This is a genomic window from uncultured Methanobrevibacter sp. (assembly GCF_900314695.1).
In the GTDB taxonomy this organism is placed as follows: Archaea; Methanobacteriota; Methanobacteria; order Methanobacteriales; family Methanobacteriaceae; genus Methanocatella.
This window is the reverse complement of sequence record NZ_OMWD01000019.1, coordinates 13,782-39,744: the sequence shown is the minus strand read 5'-3', so window position 1 is coordinate 39,744 and position 25,963 is coordinate 13,782. Positions and strand designations below refer to the sequence as shown.

Here is a 25,963-nt window from a genome sequence, read left to right as displayed (position 1 = left end):
TTAAAAAATTTAGAAATACATTATATAAATATAATAATATTAATTTATAAAGTTTTCTAAATAAAGTAATTTTAATTAAAAAGTTGCAAAATTCAAAAATGAATAAATAACAATATTGAAATCATCAAATTAGACTACCAATCTAATCGTTGCTAAAATAAGGTCCTGAATTTTTTATTTTCTCACCTGCAATCTTAGATGCAAATTTTCCAGCGCTTTCAGTTGATTTAGACAATAATTTCTGAGAAATATATGCCGCCATATAAGTGTCCCCACAACCTGTTGTATCCACAACATCAACACATTTCACAGCATCAATTTTAATTTCCCCATCACCAATAATCCTAGACCCATTGGAACCGTTGGTTATGACCATCTCACATACATCAAACTCACACCCAACAATGCTTGCTTCACCTTCATCCATGAATATTACATGAACCCCTGATAAAATGCTACTCAAATCATCAAAGTTATCTAATTTTATAGCGTAATTTTCATTATCTTTCATGCCAGGGACTCTTAAAAAACCTTGTACAGAAATGAATATCGGAACGTTAAAACTTTTCAAATATTCCATGGTTTCAGCAGGGAAATCTTGACGATTTAATGGATTTATGACAAAAGCATCAATTTTTTCCGGCAAAATCCCCTCTAAATCAGATGGTAAAATTGAAATATCTGCGAAATTGCTTAATTGCTTACGAATATCCAAATTATCCTCAAAAGGATAGTAATTAATAAAAAAATGAGTATTGTCTTTTTTAATTACCTTAACTTTACTCAAATCAGGAAAATCACTGACAAGATTTTCATCATCACAATTTACAATCGCCAAATAATCTTTGTAAAACTGCTCAAAAACGAAACTTTGAAAATAGGTCGCTCCACCTACCTTATGAGACTTCTCATTTCCGATAACAACCAGATCCCTTGTCACAGGTCCGATAACAACCAAAGTCATAACAATCATCCATTTGCTAATTAAAAAAAGATCTCTGAATTAATCAAATTCTATAGTAATGTCAACAACATGATATCTGTTTGAAATATTATAAATCTCTTTTTTAATTTCCTCAACATTTTCTCCAAAATCAACATTGACCTTTAGAGTCATAACAGAATCAATTCCGTCAAGTGACCAAATGTGAAAATCATCAATATGATTTACGCCCTCAATTGCCAAAATTTGTGATTTGAACTCATCAACATCGAAATTATCAGGAGTCTTTTGAAGCAGGACTTCCAGGGATTTATAAAGATTCCTTCCCAAATTGAATATCAACCAGATAGCAATACTTATTGAAACAAAAGGATCAAGATATGGTGCACCATCCCAGAATATCAATATAACGCTTAAAATCAAAATGGCAATCCATTCAAATATGTCTCCCAACTGATGGAACAAAATTGCCTTTTCATTGAATGTCTCCCCATCGTGCAAACGGTAAACTGAAAGTGATTTGAAGATTATTCCAACAATTGCAACAATCAGCATCCCTTCAGCATCAACACCCTCCGGCGAAAACAGTCTTGGAATTGCTTCCGACAAAATTACAAAAGCCATTACAATCACAAAAACGGAAATTATGACTGCGCCAAGAATTGAAAATCTTTGATAACCATAGGAATAGTTATCTGTTGAATCCCTTTGGGCAACATGCTCCAGTACCCAAGCCAATGCAATTGAAATGGTATCCGACATGTCATGAATAAAATCAGCAAGAATCGCCATACTGTTGGTAGCAAACGCCCCAACAAGGACAATAATATTGAATGCGAGATTCATGAAAAAAACAAATGCTAAATTATCACCAGCTTTTTTGTGATGATGATGCTTATCAATTCTCATAATAATAATATTTAACAATAATATAATAAAAAAGTTATTAAATCTTAAAAATAAAAAATTTAAAGTACAATTAAGTTATCTTTAAATAACTTAAAAATAAATAAATATAATAGTGATTTAAAATGGCGACTATAGGAACAACTATATTTTCTCATATTTTACCAGTAATTTTAGGATTTTTAGCATTAATAATGATTATTTCTGGTTCACTTGAAGAAAGCAAAACTAAATTAGGTTTAGGAATAACATTATTCGTTATAGCTTGCTTACTGCCATATGTGATTTTAAGAATGTTAATCTAGAATTCCTACTTCGCCGGAATGTAGGCTAGTTCCAATTAATATTTTTTTTATACCCTGAGAATCTAGTTCACCAATAGATTCTTTATTCAAACCACCTGCAATAATTAACTTTTCTTTCATATCTTCAAATTCATCTAAAAGTTTTTGATTATATCCTTTTTCTGTACCGACACCAGTAATATCCAAAAGAATGATTTCATTGGGATCCAATTTCTTTAAAATTTTCTTAAACTCAGATAAATTTAAATCTAAATTTTTAGAGTATAATTCATTGTTTTTTACATCAATACTTACAACAATTCTTTCTTTAGGATATTTTTCAAATATTTTCTCCATCTCTTCAATGCTTTCTATAGTTTCTGTTGGGACAATAATTTTATAAGCATAATCGAGGAAAAAATCAAAGGATTCGCAGTTTTTTACACCACCATCAAACATTACAGGCAAAATTGTATTAACCAACTTAATTTCGGAAATGTTGTGACCGCTTGATTCAATCAAATCCAAATCAGCAATGTACATCTCATCGGCACCGTTTAATTTTAATCCTTGAGCAATTTCAACGGGATTGGAAGATGGTGCAAAAACAGTTCTTAATGGTTGGTAAGTATCTCTCATGCCAGATTTGCCACTTACAGCCTGGTGTTGTTTTAAATCAATTACAGGTATTTTTTTAATCATAATTATAATTATATAAAACAAGTATTTAAAAAAATCGTAAGGAGGTGGAAAGAGCTAAAATGTTTTTTAGCCCCTTCCGAGTATACTAAAAATAATGATCAATTTTCGATTAATAACAAATATGTTATGAACCTCTATTTAATAAGTTAATTTACATAGTATATAAATGTTACTAAAGTTTAAAAAAATTAAAGTAAACTTGAATATATGAATTGTAGAAAAATTATAAAAATTTTAAAAAATTTTTAATTGATTTATTAAAAAATAAACATATTATAAAAAATTAAAAATAAAGATAAACTCCACCTTTTTAAAAATCCATAATCCCGTGAAAAATAATAAAATTTGCTTGATAAAGTCAAATTGAAAAAAATAAAGTAGGCAGTTTGAAGTAACTAAAAGAGGGAATTTGAAAGATAGTATTACGTGTTTGTCCTTATATTGCTAAGCTATTGCAATTACTTCAAACTTATGTAATAGTTGAACTTTATAATATAAATACTTTTTTATAAAAAAGTATTACTTAAATTACTAAAAAATATAAAAAAAGTATTACACAAATATTTAAAAAAAATAATTAAACTCTGAAATTGTCATCGATATAAGAATCAAACTTCAAATAAGCTTCATCAATGGCTTTAGTGATTTGATCTTGATTAATTTCTGAAAGCTCATCAAAAATTACTCCAACATCAACATCAACGTCCAATTGTTCATTTTCATAACTAAGAACAATATCCAAATCTAAATCTTCCAATTCCTTAGTGGAAATTACTTTTGAAACTTCCTGTTCTAAAATTTCGCCAAAATCATCTGAAATTTTAGACAAATCTTCCTGAGTTAATACTTTTAACTTTGACATAAAAATCGATGAAAAAAAGAAATTAAGAAAATAAGCCTATTGGCCCATTCCTTGCATAGCAGTTTGAATAGTAGCTTGCATCTCTTCAAGTTTTTTCATGACTCTTTCTTCTTGGCGAGCCATAGTTTGTTTTCTTAATTGAAGAGTTTCTAATTTTTCTTCCATTTCAGATAAAGCATCGCTGTATTCCACTTTAATAAGTAAAGTACCTGCTTGTTTAAATACTTCAGTATTTTCATCGGTTTTTTTGAGTTCTTCTAAAGCTTTTTCAGTTTCTTGAATTTGAACTTCAACATTTTGAACTTGCATATTTACTGCTTGAGCTTGTTGTTGTAATTGTTGAAACTGATTTAATTGATTTTGAATATTTTCTGGAATCTCCATTATATCACCTATTTAATTATATATGAACATTAATTTGTTAAGTTATTTATCTCTAATGCTAATTTAATCCACTTAATCGCCGAGTTAATGGAAGCTCTAAAAGAGGTGGAATCCTCTGCATCAATATTGATTAATATTTTAGAATCTTCCAATTCTATAGACATTGATGATCTAAAATCCGGAGCCGTATCGAATTCCAATATAATAGAATCATAAATTATTTTAGCCTGAGCGCTACTTTCAAATTCGATAACTATATCACTTTTGACAGATTCAAGAGGACCTTCACTCATGTGTACCCTCTAAGATTTTCTTTACATTGATCTGAAAATTGGTTTTATCGCCGAATTTATTGATAAAATTAATTTTAGCTACCAAATCATCATCACTAGAAATTAATATATAATTATCCTCTGCTTTATCAGCTAGCTCAATGTCCAAAATTTCACTTAAGACATCGAGTTTTTTAACATGAGACACTATTTTTAATTTGGATGGAGCAATATTTAACTTTTCAAATTCAAGAGAAGCTCCAATGAGAATTACAAGTAAAACTTCACCTTTGTTAGAATAAAAAGTAATTTTACTTGGATTTCCTTTAAGTTCATTAACAACTGCTAAGTTAAATTCATCTAACTCCAAAGCCTTCAAAAGAAGTTCACGCATATTCATTTTACCCCTGTTAACAGAAGTTGAACCTGTTGAATGGGCTAAATTTTTACAGAACTTCCTGGTTTTTTGAGAAGGTTTCCTAGAAGTTGAAATTAACATACAAAATCAAAAATAGTAAAAAAATATATTAAAAGCAGATAAATTATCTAGCTTTTATAACTCTAGTTGTTTCTGGAACATTTTTAAATAAAATCCTATATCTACATTTAGGACATTTATTTTCCATGTAGCTTTTATGGTCTACTTCTGCTCCACAACGTGGACATCTATACAAAGTCTATTCCTCCACACGAATATCTCTGATACTACGTGCTGCAGATTTTGCCATAGGAGTTTCAGGAACGTAAGCTCCTCCAGTGAATACTGCACCACATTTTCTGCATTTCCAAATTCCAGCAGCTTGTCTTTTTACATAAGGTCTATCACATTTAGGACAAACATGATTTTTTTTCATGTTTTCTTCAATGATTTTTACAGATCTTTTTGCTTTTCTTCCGTATCTTGCACCAAATCTTCCTGTGATACCAACTTTTTTAGTTCTTGCCATTTATATTCTCTCCGTAATCAATAAAATTTAATTAAAATGTAAATTATTTTAATTTACATAGATTATCTAAAATAATCATAAAATTATCTAATATGATAATATAGCATTTACTAATATTTAAATGTTTTCTTAAAACTAGTTAATTTAATAGAAAACACAAGGTTCTCTTTGAAATATAAATAATTTTGATGAGAAAATACTTCTTCCTACAAATCAAATTTTTCACTGGATTCTCATCAAAACAAAAATTAAAAAATATCCAACTATTCAAGAGTTGGATAATTAGGACTTTCGTTAGTAATCAACAAGTCATGAGGGTGGGATTCTTTAATACCGCTACTTGTAATTCTAACAAATCTTGCATTTTCTTTCATTGCAGCTATATCTTTCGCACCACAATAACCCATAGATGATTTTAAACCACCTACTAACTGGAATAATATTTCTGCAATTGTTCCTCTATATGGTACAGCACCTTCAATTCCTTCAGGAACATACTTAGTATGGTTCATTTTACTTTTATTACTTTGGAAGTATCTGTCTGATCCTCCATCATACTCACTGGTCATTGCACCCATAGAACCCATTCCACGGTATTTTTTGTATTGTTTACCGTTCATTACTACAATATCACCAGGAGCTTCCAAGGATGCTGCAAGCAGGTTTCCAAGCATTACCGCATCTGCACCTGCACCAATAGCTTTAGCAACATCTCCAGAGTATCTTATACCACCATCAGCAATAACAGGAACTCCAGAATCAGCGGCAGCATCAGCAACATCAGAAATAGCAGTAAGTTGAGGTACACCAACACCAGCTACGATACGAGTAGTACACATTGAACCCGGACCAATACCTACTTTAAGTGCATCTACACCCATAGAAATTAAATCTTCAGCAGCTTCAGCTGTAGCAATATTACCTACACATAATTCAGCATCAATATTATCTTTGATTGTTTCAGTGAATTTGACCACATTCATGTTATGAGCATGAGCACAGTCAATGGAAATGATATCTGCACCGGCTTGGTCAAGAGCCATTGCCCTTTCCAAATCAAACGGTCCACATGCAGCAGCAACCAAAAAGTTTCCATTATCGTCACGTGCAGCATTCGGATATTGATTTTGGTTTAAGATATCCTTAATGGTAATAATTCCAACTAATTTACCATCATTAACGACAGGAAGTCTTTCAACCTTATTTTCATATGCAACATTTAACGCTTCTTCGGTAGAAACTCCTTCATCAACAGTGACAACATCCGATGTCATTATATCCTTAATTGCTGTGGATGGTTCTGATTTTAAAACTGGTCTGATATCTCTTTTTGAGATAATACCCATGATTTTATCACCATCAACAACAGGCAAACCACTGATAAGTTCATCATGCATTAAAGATTGAGCTTCAGCAACAGTGGAATCTGGAGGAATAGTAATAACATCACGAATAGTTAAATCTTCAGCATTTTTTACTTTCTTTACTTCTTCAACTTGTCTTTCTTGTGAGATATTCCTATGAATTACTCCTACACCACCTTGTTGAGCCATAGCGATTGCAAGGTCTGCTTCGGTTACAGTATCCATAGCTGCACTAAGTACTGGAATATTTAATTTAATTCCATTACCTAATTCTATGGTAGTGTCAATATCTTTAGGCTCCACATAACTTGCATTAGGAGATAAGAGAAAATCATCAAAAGTATAAGACATTCTTGCTTCTTGAACTTTTTTTGAAAATGACATAATTTACACCTGATTAGAATGAATCCAATAATTCTTTAAGCTCAGCTACTGCAGTATGGTGTATTTTACCAGTATTTCTGTCACCACCCACACATGCAGCTCCTCTGATACCGACAACATCACAGCCAATATCATTTAATGGTTTTAATTGGTCTTTTTTAACGGATCCTGCAAGCGCAGTCAATAAACCATAACCATGAGCTTCTTCTACAAATTCTTTTAATTGATCAATATCTAAATAATCGAATAATGTATGACCGTCTTTAACAGCAGTATCTAGCATTGCAAGGTCACATCCAGCATCTTTAGCAACTTTTGGAATTTCCATAGGACCTACTGCACCTACACGATGAGCATCAGCATATCCTGCTGCAACAATAATAGTATCTTCACTTACATCTTTAACAGTTTTGACAACATTTTCCATGACTTCAACCGCTTCATCATGGTCTTTTGTTCCATATAATCCAACTTTAATATAATCCGCTCCAGAAACATGAGCACCCATTGCCGCAAGGGAAACTGTACCTGGTTTGTAAGGCACATCACCTAAAGTAGCACTAACAAGTTTATCTTTAGGAGTTAATTCCCTGATTTCCTTAATAACCCAAGGGAAATTAGCACCTAAAGAACCTTCCTTAGGATTTTTTACATCAACAATGTCTGCCCCGCCTTCAATAGATTCAAGAGCCTCTTCACGATTTATAGGACTTATTAATAGAAGCATAAATTTCCTCCAATAAAATATAATATTATAATATATTAATATTACTTTCTTATTACTTATAATACTATTGTTTTTTTAAAAAAAAGTAGTTAATATGGAGAATCATTATTAGAAATATTCTCTTTTATTTTGCCGTGAGCCTTCGGATAGAATCCTACTTCAGCAGATAATTTTCTCATATTTTCAATTATTTCATTTGTCGGAATAGCTACTGGGCAGTTTAAAGTACATAATCCACATAAAGTACACATATAAAGGCCAGAATCATAGCAAGTCTCTTCATCTTCAATAAACTTGGACATTGCCACTCCACGACCGCCCAAATAATTATTGAAACCAAATTCATTTCCAACGGCATTATATACAGGACAGTGAACTACACAATTTCCACATCCTATGCAATAAAGACATTCATCAGTAGCTTCACTTCTTCCGTTGTCCAAAAGAATGACAACTACTTTTTCAGCACCATACATGTTCTTTAAGAGTTTCTTTTCAATGTCGGCTGTTTTTGATGGCCCTGATATTACATTCATATATGATGTTACAAAATTGCCTGTTGCAAAAATTGTTTCTAGTTTTACAATTGATATTGCGTCTTCAAGACAAGGTACAATCTTATCAATTCCAGCTACAATTATATGCAAATCTTTTAGTGAAACTATTGAAATATTGCCCTCATTATGCACCATTACAAGAGAGCCTTCTTCAGCAGCTATTGCATTGGCTCCACTTATACCTACATTGGCATTTTCAAGACGTTTCAACACATCATGCCGGACAATTTCCATGATTTCCCTAGCTTCAGGGTCAACATTAACATCCAATGAATCGTTAACGATATCCGCAATCTTGGAAATATTTAAATGAGAAGCAGGGCCTGTTGGATGAACAGGTTTATTATCAGTCTTTTTAAGTTGTAGTATCCTATCACCCAAATCAGTTTCGACAACATCAATGTTACTTCCTTTAAGATGTGCTTTAAGATTGATTTCACCTAATGTATTTGATTTGGCTTTGGCAATTGTAGTGCAATCATATTCCACAAGCAATTCGTCAATAATATCCAATGCATCCTTAGATGAATCGGCAATTTTAAAATCAATATCGTTGCGTTTAAATGATTCCAATGCATGATTTAATAACTCTTCGTTGTTTTCAATGGAGAACTTTTTAATTTCCTGAACTCTTTTGATTAGTCTTTTGGTAGATGCTGAATCTTTAATAGTGCCTGATCTTTTTTTAACTGTACTGAAAGATTTTCTCATTGTTTCAAGTTCACTGCTCTCCATTTACATCACCATATTTTACTAAAAATTCAGTCAAATCCAAAACTTCAATATCATCATTTTCCAGATTGAGTTTGCAAAAAGGGCATGGAGTAACCAATGTTTCACAACCCGTTTCCTTTGCCTGACCTATCCTTGAAGATGCCATCTCATCAGCAATTTCAGGATATGCTGATTTTACACCCCCACCAGCACCACAGCACAGACTGTTTTCACGAATATTTTCCATTTCAATCAGGTTTGCAACAGATTCTATTACTTCCCTAGGCTCATCGAAAACATTGCAATGGCGACCCAAATGACAGGAATCATGATAAGTAACATTCATTTCATTTTTAGAAAAATTAAGTTTGCCTTCTTTAATCAGTTCATATAAAAGCTGTGAAATATGAACTACAACCAAACCTTCATAATCATCTTTTAAAGTTTTATAACAACCGGCACAGGAAGTGACAATGATTTCTCCCTCTAAAATTTTAGTATTCTTTTTGATTTGCTCTTGCGCTTCATCGACAAAACCAGTTCTAAGCAAAACAGATCCACAACATTTTTCATCATCCAATGTGTGAAAATCGACACCTGCAATTTCAAGAAGTCTTTCAGTGGCTTTTGCAATGCCATTTTGTTTTTCCCTTGCAGTGCATCCTCTAAAATATAACATGGATTATTCCTCTTCATCATCAAGAGTAACTTCATTTTGTATTGCGACCTGCTTTACAACAGTATTCAAGTCATTCTGCAATTTATCTACAATAAAGTAAAGTCTTAAAATAGTATAGAACAATACTATGAATACTAAAATGATAATAAAATCTAAACCACGAGTTATACCCACTAATTTAGCGAATTGATTACTTAAATTTGGGAAAAGTGAAAATATTGCTACAATAATCCAGAAAAGAGCCCATAATACAGTTGTAACTGCAGAATGTTTTCCCCTTAAATATCTGAGTGTAAACCAAACTATCGCTATAATGGAAATTATTGGAAATATTAAAGAATATAAAAACATATTATCACCTTAAAATTGATGTTTAATCATCTGAAGCAATATTTTTATTGCAGCAGTAGTATTTGTTCCTTTTGCCTGAGTTTCAGGAGTATATATTGTTTCGATTGGAACTTCTGCAAATGGAATATCATTGTCATTGATTTCACGTATGAATTCTGAAGATATGAGATATCCAGTAGCGTTAATGGTAATTTTATCCAATGCATCTCTGGTAATTGCCCTGAAACCTGTTTGGGAATCGCTTACATCCACTCTATAAAAAATCTTTGTTAAAAAATTCATGATTGCATTGGCATAATTTCTGCTTCTAGGCATATCCTCCAGTGGCCTTACACCAATAACAGCCTGAGCTTCACCTGTAACCAATGGTTTTATTACCTTATCCAAATCATCAGCTGAGTGCTGACCGTCCGAATCCATACTGACAACATATTTTGGATTAAAATTCAAAACGGCATCAAAGCCTGTTTGTGTAGCAACACCCACACCACGATTAATCATCAAAGAAAAGACATGAATTTGATTCGGATATTTTCTTTTAGATTCAAGAATAACATCCAAAGTGTTGTCTGTTGAACCGTCATTGACGATGACCATATTATATCCTTTCTCTGCAATAGATTCCAATACAGGTTGGATTCTTGTTGCCTCATTATATGCCGGAAGAACCACATATGTTGCATTCTTATCTTCGGCAGTTATCTCATATTCCATTTTACACCTTTAATTATAATGGTCCTGCATCCTCTTTTCCTTCACGCATTCCCATTCCAGCTTCTTTTCTCATTGCTTTTCTGTGATACATCATTTTAATTAGGTTTTGAGCATGTTCACGTGCTCTGTTTTCAGCAAGCTTTGCAAGCTCAACAGGATCTTCCTCTTCATCCTCATGGACAAATACTTCCAAAATATGAGTGTTTGTCATGAGCTGTGCATTGATAAGGCCTGTTGATGCCTCATGAGCACACATCTTATCTTTTTCCATAGGTCCAGGCATTCCAAGTGCCATTACAATATCACAATTTTCTTCTTCAATGAGAATTTTAGCTGTTACAGGCAAGTCTTTAACACCAGGAACAGTTTCACGAATTATTTTTAAATCATAAGCATTATTTTTAAGCTCATCAATAGCTGCTGAAGCCATATCAAAGCGTGCAAATGTAGTGTCACAAATTCCAATTCTCATATAAATTCACCTTATGAAAAAATATGTCTTTAATAATATAAATGTTTAGTTAATAATTAAAAAGTATTATGAATTAATACTGTAAGTAATACTTTGGGCAGTATAATTATGAAAAAAATCTGATTTAAAAAAAAATTAGTTTTTGTTTAACAATTCTAAAAACTTATCCTTAGCTTCATCAATTGTTAACGGATAGTCCCCATTCATGTCATATCCTTCCTTTTCAAGGTCTTGGAATAATTCAGTAACAATAGGAACTTTCAAATTAGCTTGTTCTAATATTTCAGGTTGTGCAAATATTTCTCTAGGAGTGCCTTCAGCAATCAATAATCCATCAACCAAAACGAATACTCTCTTAGCATAGTTTGGAACTAAATCCACCTCGTGAGTTGAAATAATAATTGTAATTCCCTCATCATTTAAATTCCTCAATAATTTTTGAAGATTAACTACTCCTTGAGGATCCAAACCTGCAGTAGGTTCATCCAAAACCATAACTTCAGGTTTCATTGCAAGAATTCCTGCAATAGCAACTCTTTTCTTTTGACCTCCACTTAAATGATGCGGAGCTGTTTTTTCAAAGCCACTCATTCCAACACGAGCAAGTGCTTCTTCAACTCTGTCTTGAACCTCTTCCATAGGCAAACCTAAATTAAGAGGTCCGAAAGCCACATCCTCCTCTACTGTTGGAGCAAAAATTTGGTCATCAGGGTTTTGGAACACAATACCAACTTTTTGTCTGAATTTGAGTAAAGACTTTTTATCATATTTCAATTCTTCTCCGTCAATGAAAACTTGACCTTCATCAGGTTCATAAATCCCATTTAAATGTAAAAACAAAGTTGACTTACCTGCACCGTTTTTACCTAAGAGAGCAACCATTTCTCCCCTTTCAACCTTTAAACTAACTCCTTTAAGAGCCTGATAATCAGCATTATAAGCATATTTAATATTTTTTACTTCTAACATATTATTCCTCCTTTTTTGGTGGTACATAAACAGGAAGTTCACCTGTATATCCTCTAGAATCGAGAGAATGTTGTAATGTTTCGCTTTTATCAAGGGATCTCAAAAATATTGTACTTGCAAGAGCACCCAAAGACTTGAATGAAGTCCAATAGGAATGATATCCCAACCTAGAGTTTTGGGCTTTCTGCATGGTATCGATTTCATTCAGGAATATGAAAATGACATTATACATCAAAAGTGCAATTTCAATCATGATTTTAGGGACTTTCAAAGTCCTGAGACAATTTAAAATCTTTGCTATAGGTGTTGTAAGTGCTAAAAAACCTAAAATTGGTAAACAACCCACTACACGCATAAATGTATAAACCGCATAATGAAAAGAATCATCAGTGACCACTATGCCAAATATTCCTGTTTCATATATTACCTCGCCCTTTCCAAAGAATAACAGTAAAAAGATACATGTTATAACAAGAAATGCCATTGGAATTGACAGGAATTTTAAATAGGATTTGTAGTTGATTTTTGCAATGGCTAAAATGACAATAGACATTACAACAAATATGAATACATCAAAATATAGATTATCAAGCGCTAATGTAACAATTAACAATATGATTGTTAAAAACAATTTAAAGTAAGGATTAAATTCTGTTAATTCATTGTGATGTGCAATATAATCCATATCAAATTTCATAAAATCACTTTAAAAAAAAAGAAAAAATAAAAGAAGAATAAAATTATTCTTCTTTACCTTGTCCTCTCCAATAACCAAATGCATATCCAATAATGATTGCACCTATAGCTGCTTGAAGAGCGAATAATAAACTTTCTATTTCACCACTAGGTGGTTCCCATATAGATGAAAACCAAGGTTTGAAACCTGTTTCTTCGATAGCTTCACCTGCTGCATCGTCTGCACCACCAAAGTATCCGTCATCTTCTCCATGACCATTAAACATTATTAATGGTGCAATGAATAATATGATACAGACAACAGCCAATATAATTAATGTTGATGTTTTCATTTATATCACCTTATGCTTCATTAGGAGCTAAAGCACCTAATTTATCTAATAATTTTGGTTTGTAAGCTTTTAATCTGTCCCAGATAATTACAGTTAATAGACCTTCACCAATAGCTAATGGTACTTGAGTTACTGCGAAAATAACTAAGAATTTTGTTAATGCTGATCCGAAACTTGGAGCAGGGAAAGCAATAGCTAATTGGAATGAAGTAGCTACATAAGTCAATAAGTCACCTAAGAATGCTGCAAAGAAGATTGCAACAGTTGATGAAATATTAGCTTTTGTTAAACCTTTATATATTAACCATGCTGCTAATGGTCCAACAATACCCATAGAGAATATGTTTGCACCTAAAGTAGTTAATCCACCGTGAGCAAGTAATAATGCTTGGAATAAAAGTACAATAGTTGCAAGTACTGCGGTTACAGCAGGACCGAATAATGCTGCACCTAATCCGTTACCACAAGGGTGAGAACAACTTCCAGTAACAGAAGGTAATTTCAAAGATGATAAGACGAACATGAATGCACCACTTACTGCGAGTAAAGCTTTGGATTCAGGGGTTTCATCTACGATTTTCTTAATTTGATATAAACCAAATGCTACAACGATGAATGATATGACGAACCATATAATACACCAGTTCAATGGTAAATATCCTTCCATAATATGCATAAATAATTTCCTCCAAATAACCTATCAATATTAATTGATATATAACTCAATAAAAATTTAAAATATAATTAAAATTTATTAAAGTTTTATTGATAATGATATTATATACCTTATTATATATAAATATTATTAGTAATACATTAAACAAAATTTAGGATAACCTAATTATTTTAATATGAAAATACCAAAAGATGATAACATGAACATAAAAAACAACTTAATTTTAGCCCTAGATGTGATGAGTGAAAGTGAATCTATTGAAATTTGCGATTCAATTAAAGAATACATCGATACAATTAAAATCGGATACCCGCTGGCACTGGCCGAAGGCCTTGAAATAATAAACAAACTGAAAAATAAATTTGGATTTAAAGTAATATGTGATTTTAAAGTGGCTGACATTGATGCAACAAACGAAAAAATCTGCGACGAAACATTCAAAGCAGGAGCAGATGCAATCATATGCCATGGCTTTGTCGGATCTGACAGCGTACAGGCATGTCTCGACATGGCAAATAAACATGGCAAAGAACTGTTCTTACTGACAGAAATGTCACATCCTGGAGCTAAAATGTTTCTGCAAAAAAATGCCGATGCAATAGCTCAGATGGGTGTTGATATGGGAATCACAAACTATGTTGCACCAGCAACCAGGCTTGACAGATTGTCAGATATTCGCGACATTGTTGGAAAAGACTCATTTATCATCTCTCCAGGTGTTGGAAAGCAGGGAGGAGATGGTAAAAAAACATTGGAATATTCAAATGCAATTATTGTTGGAAGAAGTATTTACGAATCAGATAATCCAAAAGAAGCATGTGCGAAATTAATCGAATCATTGAATTGAAACTAAACTATTTTAATCAAAAGAAATAAAAATAATATTGTTCTTATTATCTTTGAACAAATTTATTTAAATGGAGGAAAAAATCATGGCAAACGAAGTAACAAAATTAATTATGGAAACAATTTTAGGATTGATTACAACCGCATTCGCATTTGTTGCAGGTTTAGCATGGAATGGTGCTATTCAAAAATTAATCGAACAATTTATAGGTACTGGAGATGCTCTTCCAAGTTTATTCATATATGCTATAGTTGTAACCATTATTGCTGTTATTGTTACTGTATTACTCGCAAGAGTAGCAGGTAAAATGGGTATTGAACTCGGAGACGACTAAATTTAAAGGAATTTCAAATTCCTTTTTACTTCTTTTTTTAATTCAAACTTTCATCAAATATAAAAAATCAAAAAAAATCCAAATATTAAATACACCACAATCGCAAGCAATAATAATACAACTTTTTATCACATAGCGATGTTCAAAAATAAATTCAAGACATTATTTTCTGTAATATTGCCTAAAACCCATAAAATAATAATACTAAAATAATCTAACTCATTTAATCATTGCTGATTTTATCCAATGCAGCAGCATAAATCAATGGGAAAATAACGGTAACATCTCCAACAACACTTGCAAGACTGGATCCACATCTAGCCTTCGCCCATGATTTTGCCTCTTCAAGTGGAGCACCACCTAAACTACCTGCTTCAGGCCTGTCCATCGTAATTTGAATAGCAGCATCAAGACCACCTTTAATTACATTTGATGCTAAAGTGTAATGCTTAGTAAGGCCACCGCCTAAAAGGATTGCACCTACTTTTTTAGAATCAAAAACAATATCTGACAATAAAGGCATGTCCCCTGCAGCACTTATCGTGAAATCGTGGTCCTGTGAAAAAATCCATAATTGAAGACCCATCATTGAATCAATAAGCCCCGGTGCGAAAATCGGAACATCATTTCTTGCAGCAGTTGCAACAAAGGAGTTTTCATCCTCAACCTGCAAACCTACTTCATAGAGCAATTCCTGAATTGAAACAACTTTCTTTTTTGAAGCAATTTTTTCAAAGATTTTAATGATTTCCTCTTCAAAAATTGTAAAATCATCAGATCCAACATTAATATCTGCAATACGACCTATACCCTCTTCATTTAGCTCTTCATCATCTTTTCCTTCATGCCGATAATGAGATCCTCCAAAAGCCTCAACAAGGTCATGAGTAATATTTGCACCACTTGCTACAATCAAGTCAACATGGCCTTCATCAATCATTTTTGTGACAATATTTCTCATACCCCCAGGTATTAAAGGACCACCTAAACTTAAAAATACGCTCATATCCTCATCTAAAATCATATCCACCAATATATTACAAGCACGTGCTACTTTACCCGCACCCAAAACACCAGATTCATCAAACTGATTTAATAAATCTGATACTTTCATATCTTGATTGACATTAATTTGATTTACCTTCATTAAATCACTAAAAAATTAATTGGTTACAATTGGAAATTGTTCTAAATTAGTAATAATATTAATTAAATCTGTTCTTGTAACAATTCCAAGTAAATTATTATCATTATCTGCAATAATCAATCTGGAAATAGATTTTTTAAGCATTACTTCAATTGCGTTAGCTATTTTTAAATCTTCATTAACAATTACCACATTTGTAGACATTAACTCTCCAACACTTTTGTTTTCATTATCATCAGCTATTGCCTGAACAAGATCAGTTAATGTAAATACTCCAACAACTTTACCATCTTTTATAACAGGTGCTCCATCAATTTCATTATCGACTAGCTTTTTAGCAGCTTCTTTAACAGAGCAATCAATTTTAAATGATTTTACATCCCTGCTTGCAATATCTCCGACTGTTTGTTTTGGAATACTTCTGATTGTAGTGGTATCAACCAATAAAATATTGTCCATATCGTCCCTTCCTACAATTTCACCAATAACTCCTAAATTATTTACGGGTGTTGGGCCAATACTGATGATATCTCCAAGATTTAAATCTTTAATGCTTCCTAAAATTTTAATTGCCGCTTCACATTCACTAGGTTGAGGAACACTAGTGAATTCTATTTTAGCAACAGAAACATCTTCCACCCTTTTTCCATTTTTATAAATCGGTACCTTTGAATCCTTATCAGAAACTGAAATGTTTAAAGAGTGATAAGCTTCAATTGTTGGTTTGTATCCTCCTCTAGGACCCGGTACACCTTTAACTAAACCTAAACTTCTTAAGGATTGCATTTGGTTACGAATTGTTCCAGGATTTCTGCCCATGACCTCTGCAATATCCTCACCCTTGACTGATTTACCATTGGAAGACTGGTATAAGTTAATTAGGGTTTGTAAAATTTCTTTTTGTACAGATGTTAACATATTTATCCCCATAATAAATAATTTAATTATTATTAAATATGTTTGAAATACTTTATAAATGTTAATGATAAATAATGATAGTTGAAATTGGAAAACAATAATATTAAAAAATATTTAAAAAAAAATAAAGAAAATAAATGATTATTCAACTAACTGTTTCAAATCATTTCTGATAATGGAAGTTGCATCAAAACCTTTAATAGCATCAATCATTTCAGGGAATTTAGCTTTAGGAATTAACACGTTAATCTGTGTAAAATCAGAACCTGGCGTAAGTGTAGGTTCATCAGCACATAACTTGTTTTCAACCAGATAATTGGAAACTTCCTCAATTTTTGAGTTTGCAATATTGAATTTTACATCAAAATATTTTTTAGCTGTTATGGCACCCAATAACTGCTCATAAATCATTTGAGCTTTTTTGAGTTTTTCACCAGTACATTTTTCACTAGCATAAAGACCTGCTGAAGAATGCAATATGGTTTCAATCTCTTTTAAACCAGCTTTTCTTAAGCTGCTTCCTGTTTGAGTATTATCAACAATAAAATCAGCACCTTTAGCTATGTAAACTTCAGTAGCCCCATCAGAGTTAATGACCTGAACCATTTCATTATCACCATCAGTCAATCCCCTAACTTGGACAAAAGGCACTGAATCACCATACATTTCTTGATATACCTCATTTTCCATGATGAATTTTCTGGTCAAATTAGGATATTCAGTGAAACATAAAATTGGAGTTTTTCTATCCTTATTTGCTCTGAAAAAGTCTGAGAGATTATCATATGGAGATTCCTTAGGAACAGCAACTATCAACCTGGTTTTACCATAGTCCAAATCCCCAAGTTTTACAGTATTTGTAGGTCTTAAAACTGATTCTTCCTTAATCCAATCTTCACCAACAATTGCAATATCAACCATTCCCCTGTTCAACTCAACAGGAGTGGATTGCGGACGGGTTAAAAATGCTACAATATCATCATCATTTAAGATTTCAATTTCATAAGATTCATCACCAGGTTCATATCCTTTGACTTCATAACCTGCATCAACAAATAATTGGTGAGTATTTCCTCTTTTCACATTGTTTAAACTTCCCTTTGGAAGTCCTAAAATTATTTTATCATTCATAGTAATACCTAAACATATTATTATCATTCAAAATATTTAAAGTTTTAATGATTGGTTGTCCGTCAAAATTTCCATTGGACAAATTTTCAAGGAATCATAGATTCAGTTTTAAGTGACTTGACATATGTTTAATTAAAAAGTAATTTATATAATGAATTTTCATATATATTTATATTATTAGTGCACTTATCATCAATTTCGTAATTGGTGATGAAATGGGCTGATAAGAGTAACTTGGCTAGACAAGGGCATTTGCTTTCAGTATGGTTCAGTTGAACTTTTTGATATGCATTGTCCTCAAAGCGGTCAAATTATATTAAAGGAGATACAATATGAAAAAGATATTCGCAATATTGATTGTTTTGGCAACACTCGGTCTTGTAATGGGTGGAGTTTCTGCTGCAGTAGAACTTGTGGACCATGACTTTGACGGCCATTTCAAATTGAAAGTTCCTAAAAACGCAACATTCAAAAAAACCGATTCATCAGGCGGACTTTTAGATGATGCAGTATCATATTCTGACTCTGCAAACGATATGAACGTCACATATCTAATGAGTTCTGATGTGGATGACTCATTAGTCAATAAAACCCTTAAAGATTTGAAAGCTAAAGGTGCTAATGTGACAAAAACTGGTGACATGTATAAAATCGGTGCAAATGAATTGAATGGAGCTTTAAGAATCAAAGACGTTGAAATGGTTATGGTTCTAAGTACTCATTATGATATGGATACACTTGTAAATATGGTTGAGTCACTGAGTTAACAAATCGTTTAATGCAATTTTTTTGAATGTTTTGGTCGCACCGTGTGGTGTGGCCGGCACTATTTTTTTGATATAACGAATTATATTCTTGTTTTTCAATTATTTGGTTCATTGTTTTTGGATTTCTGAACCGTATTCTGGATGGTTTTGTGTATTTGTTTGCCTGTTATATTATAATTAAAATATGGTAAAAACAATAAAAATAAGACTAAAAAATTTTTTGACAAAAAATCAAAAAAAAAACAATTTGGCAGAAACCAAAATAAAAAAAAAATAGTATTGAAGACACTCTTTAAAAAAAAGAAAATAATCAGTTGTGATATGGTTCACAACTTTGTCTATCCAATGCATGTTTGTGTACATGCATATGCTTTATTCCTTTTTCAGTTTTGATTTCATCAATTATTTCAACACCTTCATGGGAATGAGAATGCTCGCCGTCATCATGGAAGTGATAATGTGAGTGTTCCGTATTTTTTGTGTCTATTTTCTTGATGGAGTCATCGAATTTTCTATCATATAATAATGCTGCATTAAGAACTACAAGACATGATCCTGCATTGTGAACAATAGCTCCGGTTACAGGATTCAAGAGTCCCAATACAGAACATACAATAGCTACTGCATTAATTGTCATTGAAATTGCAATATTTGCTTTGATTGTAAATAATGTGGAATTAGAAAGCTTTTTAAGATATGGAATCTTACCTATATCATCACCCAAAAGTGCAATGTCTGCTGCTTCTATTGCTACATCACTTCCAACAGAACCCATTGCAACACTAACATCAGCTGTTTTGAGTGCAGGTGCATCATTTACACCATCTCCAATCATACATACCTGTTTGCCCTCACTTTTGAATTTTTCAATCCATGAAAGTTTTTCTTCTGGCAACAGATTTCCATAGACTTTACCAATTCCAACTTGTGATGCAAAGTAATTAGCAGTTTCTGTGTTATCTCCTGTAAGCAATACTGTTTCAGTTCCAAGGTTGTGTAAACTATCAATCATTTTTTTGGAATCTTCACGTATTACATCAGATAAACCAATCAAACCAACAACTTCACTATCCAATGCAACAATAATTGAAGCTTTACCTTCATTTTTTAATTTATTTAGCTGTGTATCAATATTTATATCAATATTGTTTTCAGATAGAAATTTGGAGTTTCCTGCATATACATGACCATAAGAATTTTTACATGTAACACCTTTTCCAGGATACATTTTAAAGTCTTGTGGCTCTTCAATGTCGATTTCAGCTTCTTTTGCATTATTTACAATAGCTTTAGCCAATGGATGTTCACTTAATTTCTCACATGAAGCAGTGAGTTTAAGCAAATCCAAATCAGTCAGATCTTCTTTTACAGAAATAACATCAGAAACTTCTAAATTACCGTAAGTTAAAGTTCCAGTTTTATCAAATACCAATGTATTTAATCCACCCAAGGTTTCTAAAGCTTCACCAGATTTAATTAGCACACCATATTTTGTTGCTTGACCAATAGCAGCCATAATTGCAGTTGGTGTAGCTAAAATTAATGCACATGGACAGAATACTACTAAAACTGTAACACCTCTTTCTATATTACCAGTTATTAACCAAGCTCCAATTGCTATTATTAATGCTACCGGCACTAACCAGGTAGCCCATTTATCAGCAATTCTTTGTGTTGGAGCCTGTTTTTCATCGGCTGCTTTAACAAGGTCTATTAATTTTTGAAGTGATGAATTTTCACCCAAACTGGTTGCCTTTATATCAATCGCACCATACATATTCATGGTTCCGCAGAATACCTCATCACCAACTTCCTTATCAATTGGCAATGATTCACCAGTCATAATTGATTGATCTAGAGATGAAGTACCGCTTATTATCTCACCATCAACTGGAACGCTTTCACCCGGAAGAATTCTTAAAGTATCCCCGATTTTTATATCATCAACAGGCACTACTTCTTCAACACCATCAACAATCCTTCTTCCAGTTTGTGGAGTTAAATTAATTAAATTTCTTAAACCTTTTTTAGCTCTCTCAACAGTCCAATCTTCAAGAAGTGCACCTAATGCCATAATCCATGCAACTTCACCTGCTGCAAATATCTCTCCAATCAAAAGGGATGCCACCATTGCTATTGCAATCAATAGTGGAGATGAAATCCATTTTTCACGAATTAATCTGGTCATTGCCAGCAATAACATCGGAATACCACTTATTATTACTGTTCCCCATGCAGGGTTTAAATAAATAGGAGTTTCAACTCCAAAAATCATAAAAATAACTGCAATCAATAAAAATATGCCGGAAATAATAGTCATTTTTAGTCCGAATAGAAAGTCAGTTATTTCATCAATCATTCAAAAACACCTCAAAGTATTACTTTTTTTTAATTTATTTAAATACCCAGTATTACTCAAAAATTTTTCAATGGAAATTCCAAAATCTTGAAACCAATTAAAAAATTAAATTCAGTAAGTACCAAACAGCCCAAAAGTATTACTTTTTTTGAGTTCATTTAAATACTCAGTATTACTATGATACATATTTGTAAAATATAGTATATAAAGTATTACTTTTTTTGGATTTATTTAAATACCACGTATTACTTAAAAAATTAGTCAGAAATATATTTGCAATTACAAATAATTTATTATCCCATTGACTTTCCAGCCACAGAGCATTCTATAATTAGATTACAGAAAAATTAATCATTTAGAATAGACAATACTCTTTTAGCATAGATTCTATCCTTTTCCTTTTCATTTTCAGGCAAATCAGAATAATTTACATGTAAATTATCCCAACGAGCCAACTTGTCTTTAATTCTGGATACAGTCAACTTTTCATCATCACTCAAATCGTCTTCAAACCTATCCAAAATAGTGATTAATGAAAATATATCTTTAGATACTGAACCAGACCATTCACACCATTGCCTATGTTCCAAATCTGATAATTTTTCTAAAATATCACTATCCATAATTATCATCAAGGTTTCATCGCCAAATCCATGATGCTAAATGGTTCGCCTTCTTTTCTTGGAGCAGGTGCGCCCATTCCAAAGGCTGATTTGGCAAATTCTTTATTCATTCTTTTTGAAACTTCTCCGAATATCATTTTATATGCAGTACATTGAGGATCAACTGCCTGAGGTGTTTGATATGCAACAATAGCATTATAAGGACATCCACCTTCACAATATTTAACATATCGACATTTTTTACAGTTTTCATCAACATAATCTCTAAATTCCATTAGTTTTGCCCATGCATCAGATTCCTTTAAATCATCAAAACTAGGATTAACACCTACATTTCCTAAAACATATTCAGGCATTCCAACAAATCTGTAACATGGATAAATCGAACCGTCAGAGCCTACCGCCAATGTTGTACCTATACAATCTGCAAATGTGCAGAGAGTGCCTCTTCTTCTAAGTGAAGATTTACAGATATGGTCAAGATCCATAACAGTGAACTTATCCAAATCATAAAGATACTTGTCCAACCAATCTACAAGCAGTTTACCATGTTCCTCCTGATCAAGAGCCCATGGATCAGCATTGTCACCCCTCAGTGACGGAAGGGCAGCATGTATTTTAAGGTTCATTTTTTCATTTTTAAAGAAATCATACAGTTCATCTGAGAAATCTTTAGAATAATCAGTTACTGTCAAAACAAAGTTAATGATTAACCCCTTGCTTTTTGCAAGTTCATATCGGGACATTGTTTTATCAAAATATCCATCTCCCCTTTGATAATCATTTATTTCTTTCGGTCCGTCAATACTTGTACTTACAACAACATTGTATTTAACAAATAAATCAATCAATTCATCTGTTAAAAGCCAGATATTGCTTTGAAGGGAAAATCCTTCGAAGTTTGGCAATTGGGATAACTTTTCCAAAGAATACTCATAGAAGTCATAACCTGCAAGAAGAGGTTCACCGCCATGAAAAGTGAAATGAACTTTATCATCTCTAAAATCAGCTAACCACTCACATATCTGGTCGATAATTTCCAAATCCATCATTTCTTTTTTATTTTCAGAACCCCAACAATATTTACAATTTGATGGACAGTTAAGAGTAGGGATAATCATTACATGAAATGTCATTTTAACCATGTATCTTATTTAATTCATTTAACAGTTTTTTCTTTTCATCTTCTTCCATATCATCATTTACAAAGAAAATATAACCACATTCTTCACATTTTACAGTTTCCATTTCTGCATGTGCCCTGTGATTGTCTAATAATTTTCTGTGAGCAATTTTATCTTTTGAACCACATTTTGGACATGGTGCCAATAATTCTTCAAGTTTCATATTTTCACCTATAATCTAAAATTAGTTTTTAAATTATATTAATTTTTCACTATCCGAAAAGTTTAAATAATATGTAAAAATGACTGCAATTTTTCAAAATGACTTCAACAAGCTTTAAATACCATATAAACAGATAGAATAAATTAAATTTAAAATTAAAGTGATTAAAATGCCTAATGATCTATATGACCTGTTCATGAAAGAAAAAAGCAATCCATTGTTTATCGAAGTAAGCAACATAGTAAGAGATAACGTATGGGCTGAAAGCATTGATTTTGTCATGTCACAAAACTGGTTAAAAACAGAAGACAAATTATTTATTGAATTATATTATCTTTTAAGATATAATTAGCGATTAATTAGCTTAATGGCATATTTATATATTGGAATGCCAACAGTTTTAACAATCGGAAGGATATATTTGATTCCTGGAAATTCAAATTCCTTTTTAACTTTTTCAAGCTCGGAAATGATGTCCAATTTTTGAGGGCATTTCCTCAGACATTTGCCGCAGCCATTGCATAAACCAGCATTGGCCGCTTTTCCCATGATTCCACCAACATACTGATAGTAATCTATCAATGAGGTGTTTATGAAACCTTTATGATCGAACAAGTATTTTTCATTGTATGTTTTTAAGCATTCTGGAATATTGACGCCCTGAGGACATGGCATGCAGTATCCACAAGTAGAACAGTTAATCTTTAAAGAATTTCTCATGACTCTTTTGACAAGTTCCACAGTTTCCATTTCCTCAAATGTCATGGACAGAGGTGTTGTGGAATTAGCAACAACCAAATTATCTTCAATTTGTTCAATGGAATTCATTCCGGAAAATACGCAGGAAATATTGCGATTGTTTAAAACCCATTGAAGTGCCCATTGTGCAGTTGTTTTGGTGGAATCTGCTTTTTTGAAAATTTCTTCAGCATCTTTAGGCATTTTACCTGCAAGAATACCTCCCTTTAAAGGTTCCATTACAAAAATACCCATTCCTTTTGAAGCAGCATATTCAATACCTTCAGTGCTGGCCTGAACATTTTCATCAAAGTAGTTATACTGAACCATAACCACATCCCAGTCATAGCCATCAATCAATAAGTCGAATTCCTCCTTAACACCATGATATGAAAATCCAACATGCTTAATCTTGCCTTCACTTTTTGCCTTGTTTAAAAAATCTATCAATCCTTTCTTAAGCAGTCGGTTAACGGTTTTCAAATCAACTGAATGGATAAGATAATAATCAATATAATCTCTTTGGAGTCGTTTTAGCTGTTCATCCAAAAAGTTTTCCATATCTTCATATTTTCTAACATGAATGGATGGCAGCTTTGTGCAAATCTTAACCTTATCCTTATACTCACCCTGAAGAATCTCGCCTAAAAATTTTTCGCTGTCTCCATAAAGATAGGCAGTATCTATAAAATTAACACCATTATCAATTGCATAATAGATTTGCCTTTTAGCCAATTCTCGATTAATTTTACCATTTTTTAAAGGAAGGCGCATTGCCCCAAAACCTAAAGCAGAAACTTCATCGCCGGTTTTTTCAATCAACCGATATTGCATAATATCATCCATAAAAAAAAGAGTTAAAAAGTTATTTTACATGAAATAACTATTCATTTTGACTAATCACTTTTTTCATATATTCCATCAAATCATCTTTGGACTCTTCATCATCCATTGCAAATTCAATTGAAGTTTTAAGCCATTCGAAACGATTACCTATATCATAAGTTTTTCCATCAAATGTAACTCCATAAATTGCATCCAATTTTTGAAGAGCATCGGTAAGCTGAATTTCACCACCAACACCAGGTTCTGTTTCATCAATTTTATCAAAAATATCAGGGGTCAAAACATATCTTCCCATTATAGCAAGATTTGAAGGAGCTTGGTGGGCCAATGGTTTTTCAACAAGTTTTTCAATATTATAAACATCCTTTTCCACTTCAGTTCCTTTAATGATTCCATATCTCTCTACCTTATGCTTTGGAACCTCTTCAAGAGAAATTGCAGATGCACCATACTTTTCATAAACATCAATTAATTGCTTTGTGCAGGGAGTTGGACCTTTAGTGATTGAATCACCTAAAAGAACAGCGAATGGTTCTCCACCAACATGCTTTTCAGCGCAATAAATTGCATCTCCAAGTCCTCTCTGTTCTTTTTGCCTTACATAACAGATATCAGCCAAATCAGTAATTGCACGAACCTGTCTTAAACGGTCATCTTTACCAGCGCTTTGCAATGTTTGTTCCAGTTCAAAGGATTTATCGAAGTGGTCTTCAATAGATCTTTTGTTTCTACCAGTTACAATTAAAATATCATCAATACCTGATGCCACTGCCTCTTCAATAACATACTGAATAGTAGGTTTGTCATAAACAGGCAACATTTCCTTAGGTTGTGCCTTAGTAGCAGGTAAAAATCTTGTTCCAAAACCTGCTGCTGGAATTACAGCTTTCATAAATTATCACCATAAACTTTAATTAATTATAATTTTTAATTTAATCTAATAAAAAGGTTATTAAAATTATCCAATTGAA

34 protein-coding genes are annotated in these 25,963 nt (G+C 32.3%); 5 read left to right on the top strand and 29 right to left on the bottom strand.

Going from position 1 to position 25,963, the window contains the following annotated elements; genetic code table 11:
- Positions 1-142: 142 nt before the first annotated feature.
- Both QZN45_RS07420 and QZN45_RS07415 read right to left on the bottom strand, forming a co-directional pair.
- A complete protein-coding gene (locus QZN45_RS07420; RefSeq protein ID WP_292608937.1) occupies positions 143-964 on the bottom strand; it encodes a PfkB family carbohydrate kinase in 822 nt (273 codons plus the stop codon).
- 39 nt (positions 965-1,003) lie between these two features.
- Positions 1,004-1,852, bottom strand: coding sequence for a cation diffusion facilitator family transporter (locus QZN45_RS07415; RefSeq protein ID WP_292608940.1), 849 nt, complete (start codon positions 1,850-1,852; stop codon positions 1,004-1,006).
- A 122-nt stretch (positions 1,853-1,974) separates the two neighbouring features.
- Between QZN45_RS07415 and QZN45_RS07410 the strand changes: the two genes are divergently transcribed.
- Positions 1,975-2,154 (top strand): hypothetical protein, encoded by a 180-nt coding sequence (locus QZN45_RS07410; protein ID WP_292608943.1) that lies wholly within the window; start codon positions 1,975-1,977, stop codon positions 2,152-2,154.
- Here QZN45_RS07410 and QZN45_RS07405 read toward each other — a convergent pair.
- The 18 genes from QZN45_RS07405 to cbiM all read right to left on the bottom strand — a co-directional run bounded on the left by QZN45_RS07405 (position 2,146) and on the right by cbiM (position 13,935).
- The gene (locus tag QZN45_RS07405) at positions 2,146-2,835 is read right to left on the bottom strand and encodes a HisA/HisF family protein (protein ID WP_292608946.1); all 690 of its coding nucleotides are present in this window, start codon (positions 2,833-2,835) and stop codon (positions 2,146-2,148) included. The two genes, QZN45_RS07410 and QZN45_RS07405, sit on opposite strands and share 9 nt — an antisense overlap.
- Before the next feature lie 577 nt (positions 2,836-3,412).
- Positions 3,413-3,697, bottom strand: a complete 285-nt coding sequence (locus QZN45_RS07400; RefSeq protein ID WP_292608949.1) for a DUF3194 domain-containing protein — start codon at positions 3,695-3,697, stop codon at positions 3,413-3,415.
- Positions 3,698-3,733: 36 nt separating this feature from the next.
- Positions 3,734-4,081, bottom strand: a complete 348-nt coding sequence (locus QZN45_RS07395) for a prefoldin subunit beta (protein WP_292608952.1) — start codon at positions 4,079-4,081, stop codon at positions 3,734-3,736.
- A gap of 29 nt (positions 4,082-4,110) precedes the next feature.
- Positions 4,111-4,374: a KEOPS complex subunit Pcc1 gene (locus QZN45_RS07390; protein WP_292608956.1), complete on the bottom strand. Its 264-nt coding sequence runs from the start codon at positions 4,372-4,374 to the stop codon at positions 4,111-4,113.
- Positions 4,367-4,753: a ribonucleotide-diphosphate reductase subunit beta gene (locus tag QZN45_RS07385; protein ID WP_296800287.1), complete on the bottom strand. Its 387-nt coding sequence runs from the start codon at positions 4,751-4,753 to the stop codon at positions 4,367-4,369. Before QZN45_RS07385 ends, QZN45_RS07390 begins: the two co-directional genes overlap by 8 nt.
- Positions 4,754-4,895: 142 nt before the next feature.
- The gene (locus QZN45_RS07380) at positions 4,896-5,027 is read right to left on the bottom strand and encodes a DNA-directed RNA polymerase subunit P (RefSeq protein WP_292608962.1); all 132 of its coding nucleotides are present in this window, start codon (positions 5,025-5,027) and stop codon (positions 4,896-4,898) included.
- Positions 5,028-5,030: 3 nt separating this feature from the next.
- Positions 5,031-5,300: a 50S ribosomal protein L37Ae gene (gene rpl37A / locus QZN45_RS07375; RefSeq protein WP_292608966.1), complete on the bottom strand. Its 270-nt coding sequence runs from the start codon at positions 5,298-5,300 to the stop codon at positions 5,031-5,033.
- 263 nt (positions 5,301-5,563) lie between these two features.
- Positions 5,564-7,048 carry an IMP dehydrogenase gene (guaB, locus tag QZN45_RS07370; protein WP_292608969.1) on the bottom strand — a complete coding sequence of 495 codons (1,485 nt, stop codon included), beginning with the start codon at positions 7,046-7,048 and terminating at the stop codon, positions 5,564-5,566.
- Between the two features lie 13 nt (positions 7,049-7,061).
- Positions 7,062-7,775, bottom strand: coding sequence for a (5-formylfuran-3-yl)methyl phosphate synthase (locus tag QZN45_RS07365; protein ID WP_292608972.1), 714 nt, complete (start codon positions 7,773-7,775; stop codon positions 7,062-7,064).
- 89 nt (positions 7,776-7,864) lie between these two features.
- A complete protein-coding gene (locus QZN45_RS07360; protein WP_296812214.1) occupies positions 7,865-9,067 on the bottom strand; it encodes an LUD domain-containing protein in 1,203 nt (400 codons plus the stop codon).
- Complete coding sequence (locus QZN45_RS07355; protein ID WP_296812212.1) at positions 9,054-9,725, bottom strand: (Fe-S)-binding protein; 672 nt, start codon at positions 9,723-9,725, stop codon at positions 9,054-9,056. Before QZN45_RS07355 ends, QZN45_RS07360 begins: the two co-directional genes overlap by 14 nt.
- A 3-nt stretch (positions 9,726-9,728) precedes the next feature.
- Positions 9,729-10,076 carry a DUF2304 domain-containing protein gene (locus QZN45_RS07350; RefSeq protein ID WP_292608981.1) on the bottom strand — a complete coding sequence of 116 codons (348 nt, stop codon included), beginning with the start codon at positions 10,074-10,076 and terminating at the stop codon, positions 9,729-9,731.
- A gap of 9 nt (positions 10,077-10,085) precedes the next feature.
- On the bottom strand, positions 10,086-10,790 hold the full coding sequence (locus QZN45_RS07345) for a glycosyltransferase family 2 protein (protein ID WP_292881198.1): 705 nt from the start codon (positions 10,788-10,790) through the stop codon (positions 10,086-10,088).
- 13 nt (positions 10,791-10,803) lie between these two features.
- Positions 10,804-11,262, bottom strand: coding sequence for a riboflavin synthase (gene ribC, locus QZN45_RS07340; RefSeq protein ID WP_292608987.1), 459 nt, complete (start codon positions 11,260-11,262; stop codon positions 10,804-10,806).
- 135 nt (positions 11,263-11,397) lie between these two features.
- Complete coding sequence (locus tag QZN45_RS07335; protein ID WP_292609333.1) at positions 11,398-12,231, bottom strand: ATP-binding cassette domain-containing protein; 834 nt, start codon at positions 12,229-12,231, stop codon at positions 11,398-11,400.
- A gap of 1 nt (position 12,232) precedes the next feature.
- Positions 12,233-12,928, bottom strand: coding sequence for a cobalt ECF transporter T component CbiQ (gene cbiQ / locus QZN45_RS07330; RefSeq protein WP_292609335.1), 696 nt, complete (start codon positions 12,926-12,928; stop codon positions 12,233-12,235).
- A 43-nt stretch (positions 12,929-12,971) separates the two neighbouring features.
- Positions 12,972-13,259 carry an energy-coupling factor ABC transporter substrate-binding protein gene (locus QZN45_RS07325; RefSeq protein ID WP_292609337.1) on the bottom strand — a complete coding sequence of 96 codons (288 nt, stop codon included), beginning with the start codon at positions 13,257-13,259 and terminating at the stop codon, positions 12,972-12,974.
- Positions 13,260-13,269: 10 nt separating this feature from the next.
- Positions 13,270-13,935 carry a cobalt ECF transporter S component CbiM gene (cbiM, locus tag QZN45_RS07320; protein WP_292609339.1) on the bottom strand — a complete coding sequence of 222 codons (666 nt, stop codon included), beginning with the start codon at positions 13,933-13,935 and terminating at the stop codon, positions 13,270-13,272.
- A gap of 199 nt (positions 13,936-14,134) precedes the next feature.
- On the opposite strand from cbiM, the gene pyrF reads away from it, so the two are divergent.
- Together pyrF and QZN45_RS07310 are read left to right on the top strand one after the other, a co-directional pair.
- Positions 14,135-14,782 (top strand): orotidine-5'-phosphate decarboxylase, encoded by a 648-nt coding sequence (pyrF, locus tag QZN45_RS07315; RefSeq protein WP_296812245.1) that lies wholly within the window; start codon positions 14,135-14,137, stop codon positions 14,780-14,782.
- 85 nt (positions 14,783-14,867) lie between these two features.
- Complete coding sequence (locus QZN45_RS07310) at positions 14,868-15,116, top strand: DUF5654 family protein (RefSeq protein ID WP_292609341.1); 249 nt, start codon at positions 14,868-14,870, stop codon at positions 15,114-15,116.
- A gap of 223 nt (positions 15,117-15,339) precedes the next feature.
- Here the strand turns inward: QZN45_RS07310 and QZN45_RS07305 are convergent, their stop codons facing one another.
- The 3 genes from QZN45_RS07305 to QZN45_RS07295 all read right to left on the bottom strand — a co-directional run bounded on the left by QZN45_RS07305 (position 15,340) and on the right by QZN45_RS07295 (position 18,312).
- Positions 15,340-16,263 carry a deoxyhypusine synthase gene (locus QZN45_RS07305; RefSeq protein ID WP_296812210.1) on the bottom strand — a complete coding sequence of 308 codons (924 nt, stop codon included), beginning with the start codon at positions 16,261-16,263 and terminating at the stop codon, positions 15,340-15,342.
- Positions 16,264-16,278: 15 nt separating this feature from the next.
- Complete coding sequence (locus QZN45_RS07300; RefSeq protein ID WP_292609345.1) at positions 16,279-17,181, bottom strand: CBS domain-containing protein; 903 nt, start codon at positions 17,179-17,181, stop codon at positions 16,279-16,281.
- A 141-nt stretch (positions 17,182-17,322) separates the two neighbouring features.
- Complete coding sequence (locus tag QZN45_RS07295; protein ID WP_296812208.1) at positions 17,323-18,312, bottom strand: ATP phosphoribosyltransferase; 990 nt, start codon at positions 18,310-18,312, stop codon at positions 17,323-17,325.
- A 332-nt stretch (positions 18,313-18,644) separates the two neighbouring features.
- Here QZN45_RS07295 and QZN45_RS07290 point away from each other — a divergent pair, with 332 nt between their 5' ends.
- Positions 18,645-19,079 (top strand): hypothetical protein, encoded by a 435-nt coding sequence (locus QZN45_RS07290; protein ID WP_296812207.1) that lies wholly within the window; start codon positions 18,645-18,647, stop codon positions 19,077-19,079.
- A 310-nt stretch (positions 19,080-19,389) separates the two neighbouring features.
- Here the strand turns inward: QZN45_RS07290 and QZN45_RS07285 are convergent, their stop codons facing one another.
- The 4 genes from QZN45_RS07285 to QZN45_RS07270 form a co-directional block, all read right to left on the bottom strand.
- Positions 19,390-21,438: a cation-translocating P-type ATPase gene (locus tag QZN45_RS07285; protein WP_296812206.1), complete on the bottom strand. Its 2,049-nt coding sequence runs from the start codon at positions 21,436-21,438 to the stop codon at positions 19,390-19,392.
- 347 nt (positions 21,439-21,785) lie between these two features.
- On the bottom strand, positions 21,786-22,061 hold the full coding sequence (locus tag QZN45_RS07280) for a hypothetical protein (RefSeq protein WP_296812203.1): 276 nt from the start codon (positions 22,059-22,061) through the stop codon (positions 21,786-21,788).
- A gap of 8 nt (positions 22,062-22,069) precedes the next feature.
- Positions 22,070-23,197 (bottom strand): TIGR04083 family peptide-modifying radical SAM enzyme, encoded by a 1,128-nt coding sequence (locus QZN45_RS07275; protein ID WP_292881184.1) that lies wholly within the window; start codon positions 23,195-23,197, stop codon positions 22,070-22,072.
- Position 23,198: 1 nt separating this feature from the next.
- Positions 23,199-23,408, bottom strand: a complete 210-nt coding sequence (locus QZN45_RS07270) for a TIGR04165 family Cys-rich peptide (protein WP_292609357.1) — start codon at positions 23,406-23,408, stop codon at positions 23,199-23,201.
- Positions 23,409-23,577: 169 nt separating this feature from the next.
- Between QZN45_RS07270 and QZN45_RS07265 the strand changes: the two genes are divergently transcribed.
- Positions 23,578-23,760 (top strand): hypothetical protein, encoded by a 183-nt coding sequence (locus QZN45_RS07265; RefSeq protein WP_296812194.1) that lies wholly within the window; start codon positions 23,578-23,580, stop codon positions 23,758-23,760.
- Here QZN45_RS07265 and QZN45_RS07260 read toward each other — a convergent pair.
- Together QZN45_RS07260 and galU are read right to left on the bottom strand one after the other, a co-directional pair.
- The gene (locus tag QZN45_RS07260) at positions 23,757-24,980 is read right to left on the bottom strand and encodes an aldo/keto reductase (protein WP_394346772.1); all 1,224 of its coding nucleotides are present in this window, start codon (positions 24,978-24,980) and stop codon (positions 23,757-23,759) included. The two genes, QZN45_RS07265 and QZN45_RS07260, sit on opposite strands and share 4 nt — an antisense overlap.
- A gap of 49 nt (positions 24,981-25,029) precedes the next feature.
- Positions 25,030-25,884, bottom strand: a complete 855-nt coding sequence (galU, locus tag QZN45_RS07255) for a UTP--glucose-1-phosphate uridylyltransferase GalU (protein ID WP_296812190.1) — start codon at positions 25,882-25,884, stop codon at positions 25,030-25,032.
- Positions 25,885-25,963 lie beyond the last annotated feature (79 nt).